Raw genomic sequence first — 15,264 nt, 5'->3', positions numbered from 1 at the left:
GTGTGTCGTTCAATGCGTGGCTCACGTCGTCAAATCCTTGTGAATGCGGGAAAGCGCGGGATGTTGCGGAAAAGGGCTGGCCCGGAACGCCGATTTTGCACTGCCTTCTAAAATGGGGCATGTCCAAGACTTTTGATGTCTGTATTCGCGGCGACGGCGTGGTGGGCCGCACGCTGGCCCTGTTGCTGGCGCGCGAGCGTTTGCGCGTGGCGCTGGTCGCCCGCCCTGAAAAAGCCGCGGGCACACAACCCGCCGATGTGCGCGCCTATGCCCTGAACAGCGCCTCGCGCGGCGTGCTCGAAGCCTTGCGCGCCTGGCCTGAAGCGGCCTTTGCCACGCCGGTGCTGGAAATGCAGGTCTGGGGCGACGACGGCGGCAAGCTGGATTTCACCGCTCGCAGCGTGGGCCAGGACGCGCTGGCCTGGATTGTGGACGTCCCGGCGCTCGAGCAGCAACTGGTCCAGGCGGTGCGCTACCAGCCGCAGATTGAAACCGTGGCCGAGCCGGCCAAAGCCGCGCTCCAGGTGATCTGCGAAGGCCAGAAAAGCGCCAGCCGCGACGAATTCGGCCAGTTGCGCCCCGTCAACTGGACGGTCAAGCCCTACCCGCAAAAAGCCATTGCCGCCCGGCTGGAGCTGGGCACACCCCACGACGGCGTGGCGCGCCAGTGGTTTACCGGCGGCGATATCGTGGCTTTGCTGCCCTTATCCGGCGGCCAGGGGAACTTGGCGGCGCTGGTGTGGTCAGTCTCTGTGGAACGCGCCGGTGCGCTGGAAAAACTGTCGCCTGAAGAATTCTGCAAGGCCCTGGAGGCCGTGTGCGGCCGGGAAGCCGGTAGCCTGCGGCTGACCAGCGAACGGGCCAGCTGGCCGCTGTCGCTGTCAAGCGCCGGGCATTGGGTGGGTCCGGGCTGGGCGCTGGCGGGCGATGCGGCGCATACAGTGCACCCGCTGGCGGGCCAGGGCCTGAACCTGGGGCTGGCCGACGCGGCCTGCCTGGCCGGAGTGCTGGCGCAGCGCGAATACTGGCGCGGGCTGGGTGACGAAAAATTGCTGCGCCGCTACGAAAGGGCCCGCAAGGCCGACGTCGCGGCCATGGGTGCGGTGACTGACGGTCTGCATGGGCTTTTTGCGCAGACCGACGGGCGCTGGCAGGCTTTGCGTAATTGGGGTATGAAGGGCTTTGAACGCAGCGGTTTCCTGAAAAACTGGCTGACGCGGCAGGCCGCGGGTCTGTGAGCTGTCAAATTTTGTGAAATGGGCCGGCCGAAAAAAGCCGAAACACCGGGAATGACCATGAGAACTATGAAAACCATCACCGTGCTGGGCCTGCTGGCCTGCAGCCTGGGCTCCGCCTTTGCACAGGAAGCCGCGATCCGAAAGAACCTGGCGGAGAGAATGCCCGCTTTCGCCAAAATCGATGAAATCAGCAAGACACCCATCAACGGTCTCTATGAGGTCCGGATCAACGAGAGCGATATTTTCTACACCGACGCCGAAGGCAACTTCCTGATCCAGGGCAACCTCATCGACGTGCGAGCCAAACGCAACCTGACCGAAGAGCGCGTGGAAAAACTCAGCGCCATCGACTTTGCCGCCCTGCCCGTCAAGGATGCCTTCACCATCGTGCGCGGCAACGGCAAGCGCAAGCTGGCGGTATTTGAAGACCCCAATTGCGGTTATTGCAAACGCTTCGAGCGCGACCTGCAAAAAGTCAACGACATCACCGTTTACATGTTTCTTTTTCCCATCCTGAGCCAGGACTCCACCGACAAGGCCAAAAACATCTGGTGCGCCAAGGACCAGGGCAAGGCCTGGCTGGACCTGATGGTGCGCGATCAGCCGGTGGCCAAGGGCAGCTGCGACACCTCCGCGTTGGAACGCAACCTGGCCCTGGGCAGGAAACACAAGATCACCGGCACGCCCACGCTGTTTTTTGAGGACGGCTCGCGCGTCCCCGGCGCCATCAATGCGCAACAGGTCGAGCAGCAACTGGCCGCCGCAAAACCGCGCTAAGACCGCCGGGGCGGAACCTGGGGTATTCTGTGCGCAAGATGCCAGGCCCCACACGAAATACCCGCCCCCCTGTTCACTACCGCGTCGAAATCGGCGACCTTCACGCCCATCTCTTTCGCGTCACCCTCACCATCGCCCAGCCTGACGCGCTGCAGCGGGTTTCATTGCCCGTCTGGATTCCCGGCAGCTACCTGGTGCGGGAATTCTCCAAAAACCTGCAAAAGCTCGAGGCCCGGCAAGCGGGCACTACGCCGCTACCCGTGGAACAGCTGGACAAATGCAGCTGGCAGGTTCAATGTTCGCCGGCCAGGCCGCTGGTGCTGCGCTACGAGGTGTATGCCAACGACAACTCGGTGCGCACCGCCTGGCTGGATGCGAACCGTGGTTTCTTCAACGGCACCAGCCTGTGCCTGAGAGTGCAGGGCCGGGAAAAGGCCGAACACCTGCTGGAGGTCCCGGCGCCCAAGTCGCTCAAAGGCTGGTCGCTGGCCACGGGCCTGGCGCCGCGCGACACCAATAAACAGGGCTTTGGCAGCTATGTGGCGGCCGACTACGACGAGCTGGTCGATTGCCCGGTGGAAATGGGTGCCTTCTGGAGCGGTAGCTTCACGGCGCGCGGCGTGCCGCACCGCGTGGTGGTGGCGGGCGCCACGGCGAGTTTCGACGGCGCCAGGCTGCTGGCCGACACGCAAAAAATCTGCGAAACCGAGATCCGCTTCTGGCACGGCGCCAAAAAAACGCCCTTCCGCAATTACCTGTTCATGCTCAATGCCGTCGACGACGGCTACGGCGGGCTGGAGCACCGCAACTCCACCGCGCTGATCTGCAAGCGCCAGGACCTGCCGCGCCTGGGTGAAGCCCGCAGCACCGAGGGCTACACCACGCTGCGCGGCCTGATCAGCCATGAGTACTTCCACACCTGGAACGTCAAGCGCCTGCGGCCCGCGGAGTTTGAAAACTACAACTACACCAGGGAAAACTACACCCGGATGCTGTGGTTTTTCGAGGGCTTCACCAGCTATTACGACGACCTCTTCCTGCGCCGCGCCGGCCTGCTGGACAACGCCGGCTACCTCAAGCTGCTCAACAAGACCATGAACCAGGTCATGCAGACCCCGGGCCGGCTGGTGCAGTCGGTGGCCGAGGCCAGCTTCGATGCCTGGGTGAAGTACTACCGGCAGGATGAAAACACGCCCAACGCCACGGTGAGCTACTACACCAAGGGTTCATTGGTGGCGCTGTGCTTTGACCTCACGCTGCGCGGCGAGGCCAGGGAGCACCGGCGCGCCAAAGCCGGCACGCTGGACGACGTGATGCGCGCCCTCTGGCTGCGCTGCAAGGCCGGTCCCATGCGCGAGGCCGATTTCGTGGAAGAACTCGCGGCGGCCGGGCACAGGCCCTACGCGGCGGAACTCGCCCGCTGGGTCCACGGGCGGGACGAGTTGCCGCTCAAGGCACTGCTGCAGCAGCACGGCGTGGCGGTGCTCGAAGAGCCCGCCCAGCTGGCCCACCGGCTGGGCCTGCGCGTGGGCGAAAGCCAGGGTGTGGTGCAGATCAAGACGGTGCTGCGCGGCGGTGCCGCCGAGCGGGCCGGCTTCGCGGCCGGCGATGAATGGCTGGGGCTGGAGCCCGCCACCAAAGCCGCGGCGCGGGGCATGGACGGCGGCTGGCGCATGAGCCGGCTCGACGACCTCACGCACTACGCCGGCGACGCCAAAAAAGTCATCGCCCTGGTGTCGCGCGACAAGCGCCTGATGCGGCTGGAGCTGGCCATGCCGCCCGCGCTGACCACCTGGCGCCTGGCGGTGCAGGACGCGGCGCTGATGGACCAGTGGCTGGGGCCCAAGGGCTGAGGCCTATTCGCCCTTGAAAACCGCGGGCCGCTTTTCCAGGAAAGCGGCCACGCCTTCAAAATAATCGTGCGTGCGGCCCAGGGCCGACTGCATGTCGCGCTCCGCATCCAGCTGCTGATGCAAAGTGCGCGTGACACCCTCGCGCATCAGTTGCCGTGTCGCCACCAGGGCCCGCGTCGGCAGCGCGGCCAGCCGCTGCGCCAGAGCCATGGCGGCGGCCAGCGGGTCGTCCGCCACCTCCCAGATCAAGCCCCATTCCATGGCCTGCGCCGCCGGCAGCTTGTCGCCCGTGAACGCCAGACCCATGGCACGGGCCAGCCCCAGCTTTTGCACCAGCAGCCAGCTGCTGCCCGCATCGGGCACCAGGCCTATCTTGCTGAAGGCCTGGATAAAGCTGGCCCCGGGCGCGGCCACCGCCATGTCGCAGCTCATGGCCAGCGAAGCACCTGCCCCTGCGGCCACGCCGTTGACGGCGGCCACCGTGGGCATGCGCAGCCCCAGCAGCCGGCGCGCCGTGGGGTTGAAGGCCTGGTCGATCAGCGGACCCGGATCGGCGCGTTCGACGCGATGGGGGCCCGGCGCGAAATCAAACTCCGCGAGGTCGGCGCCGGCGCAAAAGCCGCGGCCGGCGCCGGTGACCACCAGGGCGCGCACTTGCGTGTCGGCCTCGGCCCGGTCCAGCGCGGCCCAGAGCTCGCGGTGCATTTGCCGCGTAAAACTGTTGAGCGCCTGCGGGCGGTTCAGCGTGACGACGGCCACGGCGCCTTGCGTGGCGTACAAAACAGCGGGTTCGGCGGTGCCGGCGAGGGAAGAGGAATCGGTCATGGCGGGGCTCTCCTGCCCCGAATCTAGCACCCGCGGCGGGGCGAGGCACAGTCCCGGCTCATGGCATCATTGCCCCAGCATTTCCTCGTATTCCCGGCAAAGGACCTCTTTCATGACCTACGAAACCATTGAAACCCGCACCGAGGGCCCGGACGGCCGCAAGGTCGCCATCGTCACGCTGAACCGGCCCAAGCAGCTCAACGCCCTGAACGACCAGCTGATGGACGAGCTGGGCCGGGCGCTCAAGGGCTTTGACGCCGACGAGGGCATAGGCTGCATCATCCTGACCGGCAGCGAAAAGGCCTTTGCGGCCGGCGCCGACATAGGCGCCATGGCCACTTACACCTTTGCCGACGTCTACAACAAGGACTACATCAGCCGCAACTGGGAGCAGATTCGCAGCGTGCGCAAGCCGGTGATCGCCGCCGTCAGCGGCTTCGCCCTGGGCGGTGGCTGCGAGCTGGCCATGATGTGCGACTTCATCATCGCCGCCGACAACGCCCGCTTCGGCCAGCCCGAGATCAAGCTGGGCATCATCCCCGGCGCCGGCGGCACGCAGCGCCTGCCGCGCGCGGTGGGCAAATCCAAGGCCATGGACCTGGCCCTGACCGGCCGCATGATGGACGCCCAGGAGGCCGAGCGTTCGGGCCTGGTGAGCCGCGTGGTGCCGCTGGACAAGCTGATGGACGAGGCCCTGGGCGCCGCCCTCATGATCTGCGGTTTCGGCCAGCCCAGCCTCATGGCCGCCAAGGAAGCCGTCAACCGCGCCTTTGAAAGCAGCCTCAGCGACGGCGTGATGTTTGAGCGGCGCCTGTTCCACGCCCTGTTCGCCACCGAAGACCAGAAAGAAGGCATGGACGCCTTCGTGAACAAACGAAAGCCTGTCTTCAAACACCGCTAAAAATAGGCCGGGAAAACCCAGCATGAGCCGCGGAACCGGCTTTGCCGGGCCGCAGGCGGGTGGCCCCCTCGGGGGGGGCAGCGCATTACACGAAGTGAAAAGCGTGGGGGCTATATCCACCGCGGGACTGGCTTTGCCAGACCGCAGGCGCCGCCCCTCGAGGGGGAAACAGGCTACACGCAGTGAGCCTGGACGGGGGTGTTTTTATAGTTATAATCTTGGGTTTCGGTCGTATAGCTCAGTTGGTTAGAGCGCAGCATTCATAATGCTGATGTCGGTGGTTCAAGTCCACCTACGACCACCAAGAATGCTTTCAAAGCCCCAGAGGGTCCCCTCCCCTGGGGCTTTGTTCTTTGTGTTCTGGGCCTTTGCGAGTCTTTTATGGCGCGCTTCGGCCATTCTTTGCTATCCTTTTGATATTCAACAGCCTCTGGACACATACCATGAACCGCTGCAACTTCCGTCTGACTCCCTTCCTCCTGGCGCTGGCCGCCTCTGCCGCCCTGGCCCAGACCGACCAGAGCACCCAGGCGGTCCAGGCCACTTCGTCCACCGAAGCCGTCAAACCCAGCGTCAGGCAGTTCCCGGCCAAAGCCGTCCGCGGCGAAATGGTGGTGCTGGCGCCGCCGGTGATTTCCATGGACGGCAAGCGGGAACGGCTCTCCGTGGGCGCGCGCATACGCGATGCCAATAACCAGTTCACGCTGTCCGCGCCCCTGCTGAACAAGCCCTTGCTGGTGAACTACGTGCGCGACAACACCGGTCTGGTGCATGAAGTCTGGATCCTCAACGCGGAAGAGGCCAAGGAAAAACGGCCGGGCGGCACCGCCGCGCTGTTCAACTTCACCACCGACAGCACCACCAAGGCGCCGGCGGACAACGGCAAGACGCCGTACGACCAGTTGCCCGCCTACAAGCGCTGAGTTCCCCAGCCCGGGCATTCGCCGTCTCCACGGCATTTCCCCTTTCTTCACTGGGCCCCGGGCACCCCCCGTTTAACAGCGAATCCTACGGCCAGGCGCCAGCAGATCATGAGTAAAAAAGTCTTTATCAAAACCTTCGGTTGCCAGATGAACGAGTACGACTCGGACAAGATGTCCGACGTGCTGCGCGCCGCCGAGGGCTACGAGCCCACACAGGACATGGAGCAGGCCGACCTGATTTTGTTCAACACCTGCTCGGTGCGTGAAAAGGCGCAGGAAAAGGTCTTCAGCGACCTGGGCCGCGTCAAGCACCTCAAGGAAAAAGGCGTGCTGATCGGCGTGGGCGGCTGCGTGGCGAGCCAGGAAGGCGCGGCCATCATCCAGCGCGCGCCTTACGTCGACGTGGTCTTCGGCCCCCAAACCCTGCACCGCCTGCCGCAGATGCTGGCCAGCCGGGCCCGCCTGGGCAAGCCGCAAGTCGACATCAGTTTCCCCGAGATCGAGAAATTCGACCACCTGCCGCCGGCGCGCGTCGAGGGCGCCAGCGCCTTCGTGAGCATCATGGAAGGCTGCTCCAAATACTGCAGCTACTGCGTGGTGCCCTATACCCGCGGCGAAGAGGTCTCGCGGCCTTTTGAGGACGTGCTGGTCGAGGTTGCCGGCCTGGCCGACCAGGGCGTCAAGGAAGTCACCCTGCTCGGGCAGAACGTCAACGCCTACCGCGGCCCTATGGGCATGGATAAGAAATCCGGCGCCGAGATCGCCGATTTCGCGACGCTGCTTGAATACGTGTCCGACATTCCGGGGATTGAGCGCATCCGCTACGTGACCAGCCACCCCAACGAGTTCACGCAAAGCCTGATCGACGCCTACGCCAGGCTGCCCAAGCTGGTGAACCACCTGCACCTGCCGGTGCAGCACGGCTCCGACCGCATCCTGATGGCGATGAAGCGCGGCTACACCGCCATGGAGTACAAGAGCACCGTGCGCAAGCTTCGCGCCATCCGCCCCGACCTGGCCATGAGCAGCGACTTCATCGTCGGCTTTCCCGGCGAAACCGAGGACGACTTCAACAAGCTCATGAAGCTGATCGACGAGATCGGCTACGACACCTCCTTCAGCTTCATCTACAGCCCGCGTCCCGGAACACCCGCCGCCGCGCTGCACGACGACACGCCGCACGAAGTCAAGCTGCGGCGGCTGCAGCACCTGCAGGCCACCCTCGACGACAGCGTGCGCGCCATCAGCGCCAGCCGCCAGGGCACGGTGCAGCGCATTTTGGTGGAGGGCGCCTCGCGCAAGGACCCGACCGAACTCATGGGCCGCACGGAATGCAACCGCGTGGTCAACTTCAAGGGCCAGCCGCGGCTGATCGGCCAGATGCTGGACATCACCATCACCCAGGCGACACAGCGTTCGCTGCGCGGCGAAGTCCTGACGCGGGACGTCCCCGTCGCGGCCTGAGGCCGCCTTTGCTCCAACACCCGACGCGCATGCTGCAGCGATTTTCGTTCCGGCAACTGCTGGTGATCGCTTTCCTGCTGATTGCCGCGCTGCTGGGCGCCGCCTCGCTGCGGGCGCTGTTCACCCTGGAGGAGCTCTCGCTGCAAAGCCGCGACAATGCCGCCCGGGCGTTGGACCTCAGCCGCGCGGCGCAGTCGCTCAGCGAGCGCAGCGTCTCCATGGAGCGCACCTCGCGGCAGTCGGTGGTGCTCGACGACCGGGTGCTCAGGGAGCGTTTCGCCGAAGAACTGAAGGAAGCCGGCGACATCCTGGCGACACTGGCGCGCGAGGACATTCCCGCCGTCAGGGCCCGGCAGTGGCGCTCCCACCTGCAGACGATTGCCGGCTTGCTGACCGGCCCGTCCGACACCGCGCTGGACCGCGAGCGCCAGCTGGCGCAGGAGTTCCGCGAACTGGAAGGCATCAACGCCGCCATCGCGGTGCAGGTGCAGCAAGCCATCCAGCAGCGCAACAAATCGCTGGAGGGCAAGCTGGAGGCCAGCCGGCAACGCCTGACGCAGCAGGTGACCTGGGCCATCGTGCTGGCGGTCGCCATGGCCCTGGCCTTCGGTGTGTGGTTCACGCTGCCGCTGCGCCGCCTGGAAAACGCCATCGTGGGCCTGGGCGAAAACCGGCTTGGCCAGGTGATCGCCATCCAGGGGCCGGCCGACCTGGCGCTGGTCGGGCAGCGGCTGAACTGGCTGCGCCTGCGGCTGGTCGAGCTGGACGCCGACAAGTCGCGCTTTCTGCGCCACATTTCCCACGAGCTCAAGACACCGCTGGCCTCGCTGCGCGAAGGCGTATCGCTGCTGGAAGACGGCGTAGCCGGCGCGCTGAGCAACGACCAGCGCGAGATCGCGCAGATCCTGAAGCACAACACCGGCGTCCTGCAAAGCCAGATCGAGGACCTGCTGCGCTTTAACACCGCGGCCTTCGAGGCGCGCCAGCTGCATCGGCAAAACGTGGACCTGCTGCAGCTCATGGAGGAGCAGGTCTACGCGCAGCGCCTGCAGTGGCGTGCGCGCGAGCTGACGGTCACCGTCGTGGGCGAGCCGCTGGTGATGGAGATAGACGGCGAGAAAATCGGCACCGCGCTGGCCAACCTGCTGTCCAACGCCATCCGCTACTCTCCGGCCAAAGGCATGATCCGGCTGGAGCTGAGCCCCATGCGGGGCTTTGTGCGCATCGACGTCCACGACCAGGGCGTGGGCGTGGCGATGGCCGACCGGGAACGGATTTTCGAGCCCTTTTACCGCGGTGAACGCCAGCCGGCCGACGTGGTCCGCGGCAGCGGTATCGGCTTGTCCATCGTGCATGAATACATAGCCGCACACGGCGGAAGCATCACCCTGATGCCCGACCAGCCTGGTGCACACTTCAGAATAGAGCTTCCCCATGTTTCCAAGTAGTGACTTTTCCTCCTCTGCGCTTGCCTCACGCCTGCACGGCTGGTTGCCGGCCCTGATGGCGTCGGCCTTGCTCGCCGCGTGCGGCAGCGGCGGCCGCGCCCCGGAGCGCGGCACCGACACCGCGGCCGTTCAGCCCGCCCGGGCCGCGGCCTCCGCCGCCGAGACCACGCGCGCCGGCGCCGGCCAACCCGCGCCGCTTCCCGAAGCGGTGGTATTTGCCAGCGGCATGACGCTGCGCATGCTGGCCTACGCCGAACGCGTGCGCGTCATGCCGCCGGCCGAACTCACCCAGGAAGCCGGCCGGCTCGGCGACGCCGCCAGTCCCGAAGCCCAGCTCCAGCTGTCGCTGGTGCTGAGCCAGTTGCGCCAACTGCCCGAGCTGATACGCGCCCAGGAACTGCTTGCGCGCGTGCTCGGCAATGCCGACGCCCAGGCGCTGCACCCATTGGCCCGCTTGCTGGCGTCGCGCTACAGCGACCAGCGCCGGCTTGAGGAACAGCTGGAAAAGCAGAACCAGCAACTGCGCGACGTGCAGCGCCGGCTGGACCAGACCAACGAACGGCTGGAAGCGCTCAAGGCGATTGAACGCAGCCTCACCAGCCGCCCCCCCGCAGCGCCGACCTCGGCGCCCGCCGCCAGCAGGCCACGCCCCGCCGCGCCATGAACGACATCGGCAACGCCATTTCGCCCCACCTGCTCGTCGTGGACGACGATGCGGACATGCTGCGCCTGCTCACCATGCGGCTCACCGCGGCGGGCTACCGCGTCACGACCGCCACCTCGGCCGAAGCGGCACTGACCCAGCTTCACATCGAACGGCCGCAGCTGGTGCTCAGCGACGTGCGCCTGCCCGGCAAGGACGGCCTGGCGCTGTTCGACGAGATCCGCCGGCAGCATCCTTCGCTGCCGGTGATCCTGCTGACTGCGCACGGCACCATTCCTGACGCGGTGGAGGCCACCGAGCGCGGCGTGTTTACCTACCTCACCAAGCCGTTTGACGGCAAGGGCCTGCTCGACAAGATCGCCCAGGCGCTGGCCTTGAGCGCGCCCGCCAGCGCGGCCAAACGCGGCAGCCCCGAAGCCTGGCAGAGCCAGATCATCAGCCGCTCCAGCCGCATGGCCGAGGCCCTGGCCGAGGCGCGCATGGTGGCGCAGTCCGACGCCAGCGTGCTGCTGCGCGGCGAGAGCGGCACCGGCAAGGAACTGCTGGCCCAGGCCATCCACCAAGCCGGCCCGCGCGCCAGCAAGCCCTTTGTCGCGGTGAACTGCGGCGCCATCCCCGAGGCCCTGCTCGAGTCCGAGCTTTTCGGCCACGTCAAGGGCGCCTTCACCGACGCGGTGGCCAACCACAAGGGCCTGTTCCAGGCGGCGGACGGCGGCACGCTGCTGCTCGACGAAATCGGTGACATGCCACCCGCCCTGCAGATCAAGCTGCTGCGCGTGCTGCAGGAGCGCGTGGTGCGGCCGCTGGGCTCCAGCCAGTCGATTCCGGTGGACGTGCGCATCATCTCGGCCACCCACCGCGACCTGGACGCCGCCATGGCCGAGGGCCAGTTCCGCGCCGATCTCTATTACCGGCTCAACGTCGTCACGCTGACCCTGCCGCCGCTGTCGGAGCGCCGCGAGGACATTCCCCTGCTGGCCAACCACTTCCTGCTGAAGCTGGCCGCCAAGTACGACAAACGCCTGAGCGGCTTCGCGCCCGAGGCCCTCAAGGCCCTGACCACGGCCGCCTGGCCGGGCAATGTGCGGCAGCTCTACAACGTGGTGGAGCAGGTCTGTGCGCTGTCGACCACACCGCTGGTGCCGCTGGCGCTGGTCCAGCGGGCCCTGCGCTCACCGAGCGTGCAGGTGCTCACGTTCGCCGAGGCGAGGCAGCGTTTCGAGCGCGACTACCTGGTGGGCCTGCTCAAGCTGACGGACGGCAACGTGGCGGACGCGGCCCGGCTGGCCGACCGCAACCGCACCGAGTTTTACCGGCTGATGCAAAAACACGGCCTCACGCCGGGCCACTTCAAGGCCGAGAATTCCGGCCCGGCAAGCTAAGCTTGTCGCCGCCCGCTCCAAGCCGTCGCTGGCCAGCGACACCCGTAAGCCCTTGATTTAAAACAAGTTATCCGAACCATCTCCGGAAGTTGTCGCTCACTGGCGACAAAAACAGCGATTCCGGGCGCTTTTGAGTCGGATTACATCTTGTTAAGTGAGGTATCACATTTAAGCTGTTGATTTAAAACAGATTTTTCAGGTTGGCACAGGGTTTGCCCTAGTCATGGCATGCCAGCCCTTTTTCAGTCTCTCCAAAGCGGTTTCCCGGCCCGGCGCCCAACCCGCTTTGCGGCCGGCGCCGGCCTGGCGGCGCTGCTGTTCATGGCGGCGCAGGCCCAGGCTTTCACCCTCGACGATGTGGCCGCCATGGCCCGCCAGCGCTCGCAAACGCCGTGGCGCGAAGCCTCCCACGTTGTGCCCGTTGAACTGGCCAAGATGGCCTACGACAACTATCGCGACATCCGATTCAACGCTGCCAGCACGCTGTGGCGCGCCGACAAACTGCCTTATGAAGCGAACTTTTTCCACGTTGGCCGGCACGGCGATTCGGTGCGCATTCACGAAATCACGACAGCGGGCGTGAAGCCCCTGCCCTACGACCCGGCAAGCTTCAATTTCGGAAAAAACAAATTGTCACCCGAGACCTGGGGCGACCTGGGCCATGGCGGCGTGCGTTTTTTCAGCAACCTCAATTCGCCCACCTACAAGGACGAGTTGGTGGTGTTCACCGGCGCCACGTATTTCCGGGCCCTGGGCGCGGGCCAGCGCTACGGGCTTTCGGCACGCGGCCTGGCCGTGGACACGGCGGGCGGCGGCAAGGAAGAGTTTCCGCGCTTTACCGATTTCTGGCTCGAAAAACCCGCCGGCGACGCCAAACAGCTGACGGTCTACGCGCTGATGGATTCGGAGCGCGTGACGGGTGCCTACCGCTTCGACATCACGCCCGGCGAGCAGACCACCACCCAGGTGCAGGCGCGCATTTTCATGCGCCCTGCCGCCACCAGCGGCAACAACGCGCCGGTCGCCACCCTGGGCATCGCGCCATTGACCAGCATGTTTTTCTCCGGTGAAAACCAGCCTCGGCCCGGCGACTTTCGCCCGGAAGTGCACGACTCCGACGGCCTGATGATGGCCACCGGCGACGGTGAATGGCTGTGGCGGCCGCTGCAAAACCCGTCGGCCACGGTGACGACCTCTTTCGCCATGAAATCGCTCAAGGGTTTCGGCCTGATGCAGCGCGACCGCAGCTTCAGCAGCTACGAGGACACCGAAGCGCGCTATGAGCTGCGGCCCGGCGCCTGGGTCACGCCTGTCGGCGACTGGGGTCCCGGCCGCGTCGAGCTGCTGCAATTCAACACGCCCGACGAGACGCATGACAACGTCGCGGCCTACTGGGTGCCCGAAAAAATGCCGGTGCCCGGCCAGTCGCTGGATATCGCCTGGCAAATCAGCTGGCAGGGCAAGAACCAGCAGCTGCCGCCCAACGGCTGGGCCGCGCAATCGCGCCGCGGCTTCGGCTTTTCAAAACCGGGCACCGACCTCACAGGCCAGGCCCAGTTCGTCATCGACTTTGCAGGCCCCGCGCTGGACGCCCTGCCCGAGGACGCCAAGGTCGAAGCGGTTTCCAGCGCCAATGCCAACGGCCGTGTGCTCGAAAGCCTTGCCTACAAAAACCCCGCCACCGGCGCATGGCGCATGGCGCTGCGCGTGCAGCGGCTGAACCCGGCCCAGCCCCTTGAGCTGCGCGCCTTCCTCAAACACGACAACCACACCGTAAGCGAAACATGGACCAACCTGATCACACCCTGATACCGTCCGGCTCGCGCAGCCTGCTGCGCGAGGAACGTCATCCGAATTCGGTCACGGCACCGCCGCTGAACCGCGGCTCCATGGTGCCGCGGCCCTGGCGCGGCTTCTGGAACAGCCTGGCGACCGCGCTTTTGCTGCCCTTGGTGTCGGTGTTCAAGGCCCACGGCCCTGCGGCTTTGCGCCCGCTGCCCGCCGCCCGGCCCGAGCCCTGGCAGCGCGCGGCCAGGCGCCGCCGCGCGGTGTTCCTGCTGCTCACGCTGGTCAGCACGGTGCTGGCGACCAGCATCTTCGCCGACATGCAGCCCGATTACGACAACGCCTGGCTGCAGTATGGCCAGATCAGCCTGTTCGCGCTGCTGTCGGCCTGGGTGGTGACCGGCTTCATGACCGCGATGATGGGTTTTTACGTCACCCTCTTCGGCGACAGGCACGCGCTGTCGGCCAGGAAAGTCCAGCACTACCCGCTGGACGCCTCCACGCGCACCGCCATCATCATGCCCATCTGCAACGAAGACGTGCGCACCGTGTTCGCCGGCTTGCGCGCCACCTGCGAGTCGGTCGCCATGACGGGCCACGTGCAGAGCTTCGACGTTTTCGTACTGTCCGACAGCAACAACCCGGCCATCATCCAGGCCGAGCGCGCCGCCTGGGAAGACCTGCGCACCCAGCTGGCCGGCCACCCCGACCAGCCGCAGATCGAGGTCTACTACCGCCTGCGCAAACGCCGCACCGACCGCAAGGCCGGCAACGTGGCCGACTTCTGCCGCCGCTGGGGCAAGGACTACCGCTACATGGTGGTGCTGGACGCCGACAGCGTGATGAGCGGCGACTGCCTGGTCTCCATGGTCAAGCTGATGGAAGCCAACCCCAGGGCCGGCATCATCCAGACCGCCACCCAGGCCATAGGCCACGTAACCCTGCATGCGCGCGCGCAGCAGTTCGCTTCGCGCGTGACGGGGCGCCTGTTCACGCTGGGCATGCAGTTCTGGCAGATGGGCGAGTCGCACTATTGGGGCCACAACGCCATCATCCGCATAGAACCCTTCATGAAACACTGCGCGCTGGCCCACATCCCGGGCACGGGCGGCATGGCCGGCAGCATCATGTCGCACGATTTCGTCGAGGCCGCGCTGATGCGCCGCGCCGGCTATCACGTCTGGCTGGTGGGCGACCTGGTCGGCAGCTATGAACAGCAGCCGCCCGACCTGCTCGCCGAACTGCAGCGCGACCGCCGCTGGTGCCAGGGCAACCTGCAGAACTCGCGCCTGATCGCCGAGCCCGGCATCCACCCGGTGCACCGCTCCATGTTCGGCACCGGCGCCATGGCGTATCTCTCGGCGCCGCTGTGGCTGTGCTTTCTGACCCTGGGCACCGCGCTGTGGCTGTCGGGCTCGCCCATGATCGCCGACTGGACCCTGCTGCCGGGCGAGCTGATGTCGCTGTGGGCCTGGACGCTGTGCATGCTGTTCCTGCCGCGCATCCTGGGCATCGCCGCCGTGCTGATCAACCGCCAGCAGCAGTCCTACGGCGGCACCGCAAGCCTGCTGCGCAGCGCGCTGCTGGAAACCCTGATCGCCCTGCTGCAGGCCCCCATCCGCATGCTGGCGCACTCGCTGTTCGTGGTGGTGGCGCTGACGGGCCTGAAGCTCGAATGGAAATCGCCCCCGCGCGAAGCGGCCGCCGTGCCGTGGCGCCATGCGCTGGCGCAACTGGCGCCCATGTCGGGCGTGATCGCGCTGCTGGCCGTCGGCATTGCCGTGATCGACGCACGCGCGCTGGTCTGGCTGATCCCGGTGGGCCTGCCGCTGCTGCTGTCCATCCCGATGACGGTGATCACCAGCAAGGTCGGCGTGGGCACCGCCCTGCGCGCGCAGAACTATCTGCTCATTCCGGAAGAGACCCGCTCCCCCGCGGTGCTGCGCCGCGCCTGGCTGCATGCGAGCCGGCTGGCCCAGCCGCGACTGAAGGCGGCCTGAGGCC

General features: G+C 66.2%; 12 protein-coding genes and 1 tRNA gene. 12 read left to right on the top strand and 1 reads right to left on the bottom strand.

Features of this window, described 5'->3' with window-relative positions; translation table 11 throughout:
• The first annotated feature begins 119 nt into the window (after window positions 1-119).
• From PMI15_RS05590 to PMI15_RS05580, 3 genes are read left to right on the top strand one after another with little or no spacing between them, the layout of a single operon-like run.
• The gene (locus tag PMI15_RS05590; RefSeq protein WP_007864938.1) at window positions 120-1,238 is read left to right on the top strand and encodes an FAD-dependent monooxygenase; all 1,119 of its coding nucleotides are present in this window, start codon (window positions 120-122) and stop codon (window positions 1,236-1,238) included.
• 57 nt (window positions 1,239-1,295) lie between these two features.
• Complete coding sequence (locus PMI15_RS05585) at window positions 1,296-2,015, top strand: DsbC family protein (protein ID WP_007864937.1); 720 nt, start codon at window positions 1,296-1,298, stop codon at window positions 2,013-2,015.
• A 38-nt stretch (window positions 2,016-2,053) separates the two neighbouring features.
• Window positions 2,054-3,868, top strand: a complete 1,815-nt coding sequence (locus tag PMI15_RS05580; protein ID WP_007864934.1) for a M61 family metallopeptidase — start codon at window positions 2,054-2,056, stop codon at window positions 3,866-3,868.
• Window positions 3,869-3,871: 3 nt separating this feature from the next.
• Here the strand turns inward: PMI15_RS05580 and PMI15_RS05575 are convergent, their stop codons facing one another.
• Window positions 3,872-4,693 (bottom strand): enoyl-CoA hydratase-related protein, encoded by an 822-nt coding sequence (locus PMI15_RS05575; protein ID WP_007864931.1) that lies wholly within the window; start codon window positions 4,691-4,693, stop codon window positions 3,872-3,874.
• Window positions 4,694-4,805: 112 nt separating this feature from the next.
• On the opposite strand from PMI15_RS05575, the gene PMI15_RS05570 reads away from it, so the two are divergent.
• The 9 genes from PMI15_RS05570 to mdoH all read left to right on the top strand — a co-directional run bounded on the left by PMI15_RS05570 (window position 4,806) and on the right by mdoH (window position 15,260).
• A complete protein-coding gene (locus PMI15_RS05570) occupies window positions 4,806-5,594 on the top strand; it encodes an enoyl-CoA hydratase (RefSeq protein ID WP_007864928.1) in 789 nt (262 codons plus the stop codon).
• A 227-nt stretch (window positions 5,595-5,821) separates the two neighbouring features.
• Window positions 5,822-5,898, top strand: a tRNA-Met gene (locus PMI15_RS05565).
• 139 nt (window positions 5,899-6,037) lie between these two features.
• The gene (locus PMI15_RS05560; RefSeq protein WP_007864925.1) at window positions 6,038-6,517 is read left to right on the top strand and encodes a hypothetical protein; all 480 of its coding nucleotides are present in this window, start codon (window positions 6,038-6,040) and stop codon (window positions 6,515-6,517) included.
• A 108-nt stretch (window positions 6,518-6,625) separates the two neighbouring features.
• On the top strand, window positions 6,626-7,981 hold the full coding sequence (miaB, locus tag PMI15_RS05555) for a tRNA (N6-isopentenyl adenosine(37)-C2)-methylthiotransferase MiaB (RefSeq protein WP_007864922.1): 1,356 nt from the start codon (window positions 6,626-6,628) through the stop codon (window positions 7,979-7,981).
• A gap of 29 nt (window positions 7,982-8,010) precedes the next feature.
• The gene (locus PMI15_RS05550) at window positions 8,011-9,429 is read left to right on the top strand and encodes a sensor histidine kinase KdpD (protein WP_007864919.1); all 1,419 of its coding nucleotides are present in this window, start codon (window positions 8,011-8,013) and stop codon (window positions 9,427-9,429) included.
• Window positions 9,416-10,093, top strand: coding sequence for a hypothetical protein (locus PMI15_RS05545; protein ID WP_007864915.1), 678 nt, complete (start codon window positions 9,416-9,418; stop codon window positions 10,091-10,093). The genes PMI15_RS05550 and PMI15_RS05545 overlap by 14 nt, the downstream gene beginning before the upstream one ends.
• Window positions 10,090-11,475 carry a sigma 54-interacting transcriptional regulator gene (locus tag PMI15_RS05540; protein ID WP_007864912.1) on the top strand — a complete coding sequence of 462 codons (1,386 nt, stop codon included), beginning with the start codon at window positions 10,090-10,092 and terminating at the stop codon, window positions 11,473-11,475. Before PMI15_RS05545 ends, PMI15_RS05540 begins: the two co-directional genes overlap by 4 nt.
• Window positions 11,476-11,703: 228 nt before the next feature.
• Complete coding sequence (locus PMI15_RS05535; RefSeq protein ID WP_007864909.1) at window positions 11,704-13,284, top strand: glucan biosynthesis protein G; 1,581 nt, start codon at window positions 11,704-11,706, stop codon at window positions 13,282-13,284.
• On the top strand, window positions 13,260-15,260 hold the full coding sequence (mdoH, locus tag PMI15_RS05530) for a glucans biosynthesis glucosyltransferase MdoH (protein ID WP_007864906.1): 2,001 nt from the start codon (window positions 13,260-13,262) through the stop codon (window positions 15,258-15,260). Before PMI15_RS05535 ends, mdoH begins: the two co-directional genes overlap by 25 nt.
• Window positions 15,261-15,264 lie beyond the last annotated feature (4 nt).

Source organism: Polaromonas sp. CF318, assembly GCF_000282655.1.
Taxonomy (GTDB): domain Bacteria; phylum Pseudomonadota; class Gammaproteobacteria; order Burkholderiales; family Burkholderiaceae_C; genus Polaromonas.
This window is presented reverse-complemented; position numbering and strand designations above follow the sequence as displayed.

Bases quoted from the DNA above. Each gene is read 5' to 3' on its own strand.
- PMI15_RS05590 (WP_007864938.1), top strand. From the start codon at position 120: ATGTCCAAGACTTTTGATGTCTGTATTCGCGGCGACGGCGTGGTGGGC.
- PMI15_RS05575 (WP_007864931.1), bottom strand. From the start codon at position 4,693: ATGACCGATTCCTCTTCCCTCGCCGGCACCGCCGAACCCGCTGTTTTG.
- PMI15_RS05570 (WP_007864928.1), top strand. From the start codon at position 4,806: ATGACCTACGAAACCATTGAAACCCGCACCGAGGGCCCGGACGGCCGC.
- miaB (WP_007864922.1), top strand. From the start codon at position 6,626: ATGAGTAAAAAAGTCTTTATCAAAACCTTCGGTTGCCAGATGAACGAG.
- PMI15_RS05585 (WP_007864937.1), top strand. From the start codon at position 1,296: ATGAGAACTATGAAAACCATCACCGTGCTGGGCCTGCTGGCCTGCAGC.
- PMI15_RS05580 (WP_007864934.1), top strand. From the start codon at position 2,054: ATGCCAGGCCCCACACGAAATACCCGCCCCCCTGTTCACTACCGCGTC.
- PMI15_RS05535 (WP_007864909.1), top strand. From the start codon at position 11,704: ATGCCAGCCCTTTTTCAGTCTCTCCAAAGCGGTTTCCCGGCCCGGCGC.
- PMI15_RS05545 (WP_007864915.1), top strand. From the start codon at position 9,416: ATGTTTCCAAGTAGTGACTTTTCCTCCTCTGCGCTTGCCTCACGCCTG.
- PMI15_RS05540 (WP_007864912.1), top strand. From the start codon at position 10,090: ATGAACGACATCGGCAACGCCATTTCGCCCCACCTGCTCGTCGTGGAC.
- mdoH (WP_007864906.1), top strand. From the start codon at position 13,260: ATGGACCAACCTGATCACACCCTGATACCGTCCGGCTCGCGCAGCCTG.
- PMI15_RS05560 (WP_007864925.1), top strand. From the start codon at position 6,038: ATGAACCGCTGCAACTTCCGTCTGACTCCCTTCCTCCTGGCGCTGGCC.
- PMI15_RS05550 (WP_007864919.1), top strand. From the start codon at position 8,011: ATGCTGCAGCGATTTTCGTTCCGGCAACTGCTGGTGATCGCTTTCCTG.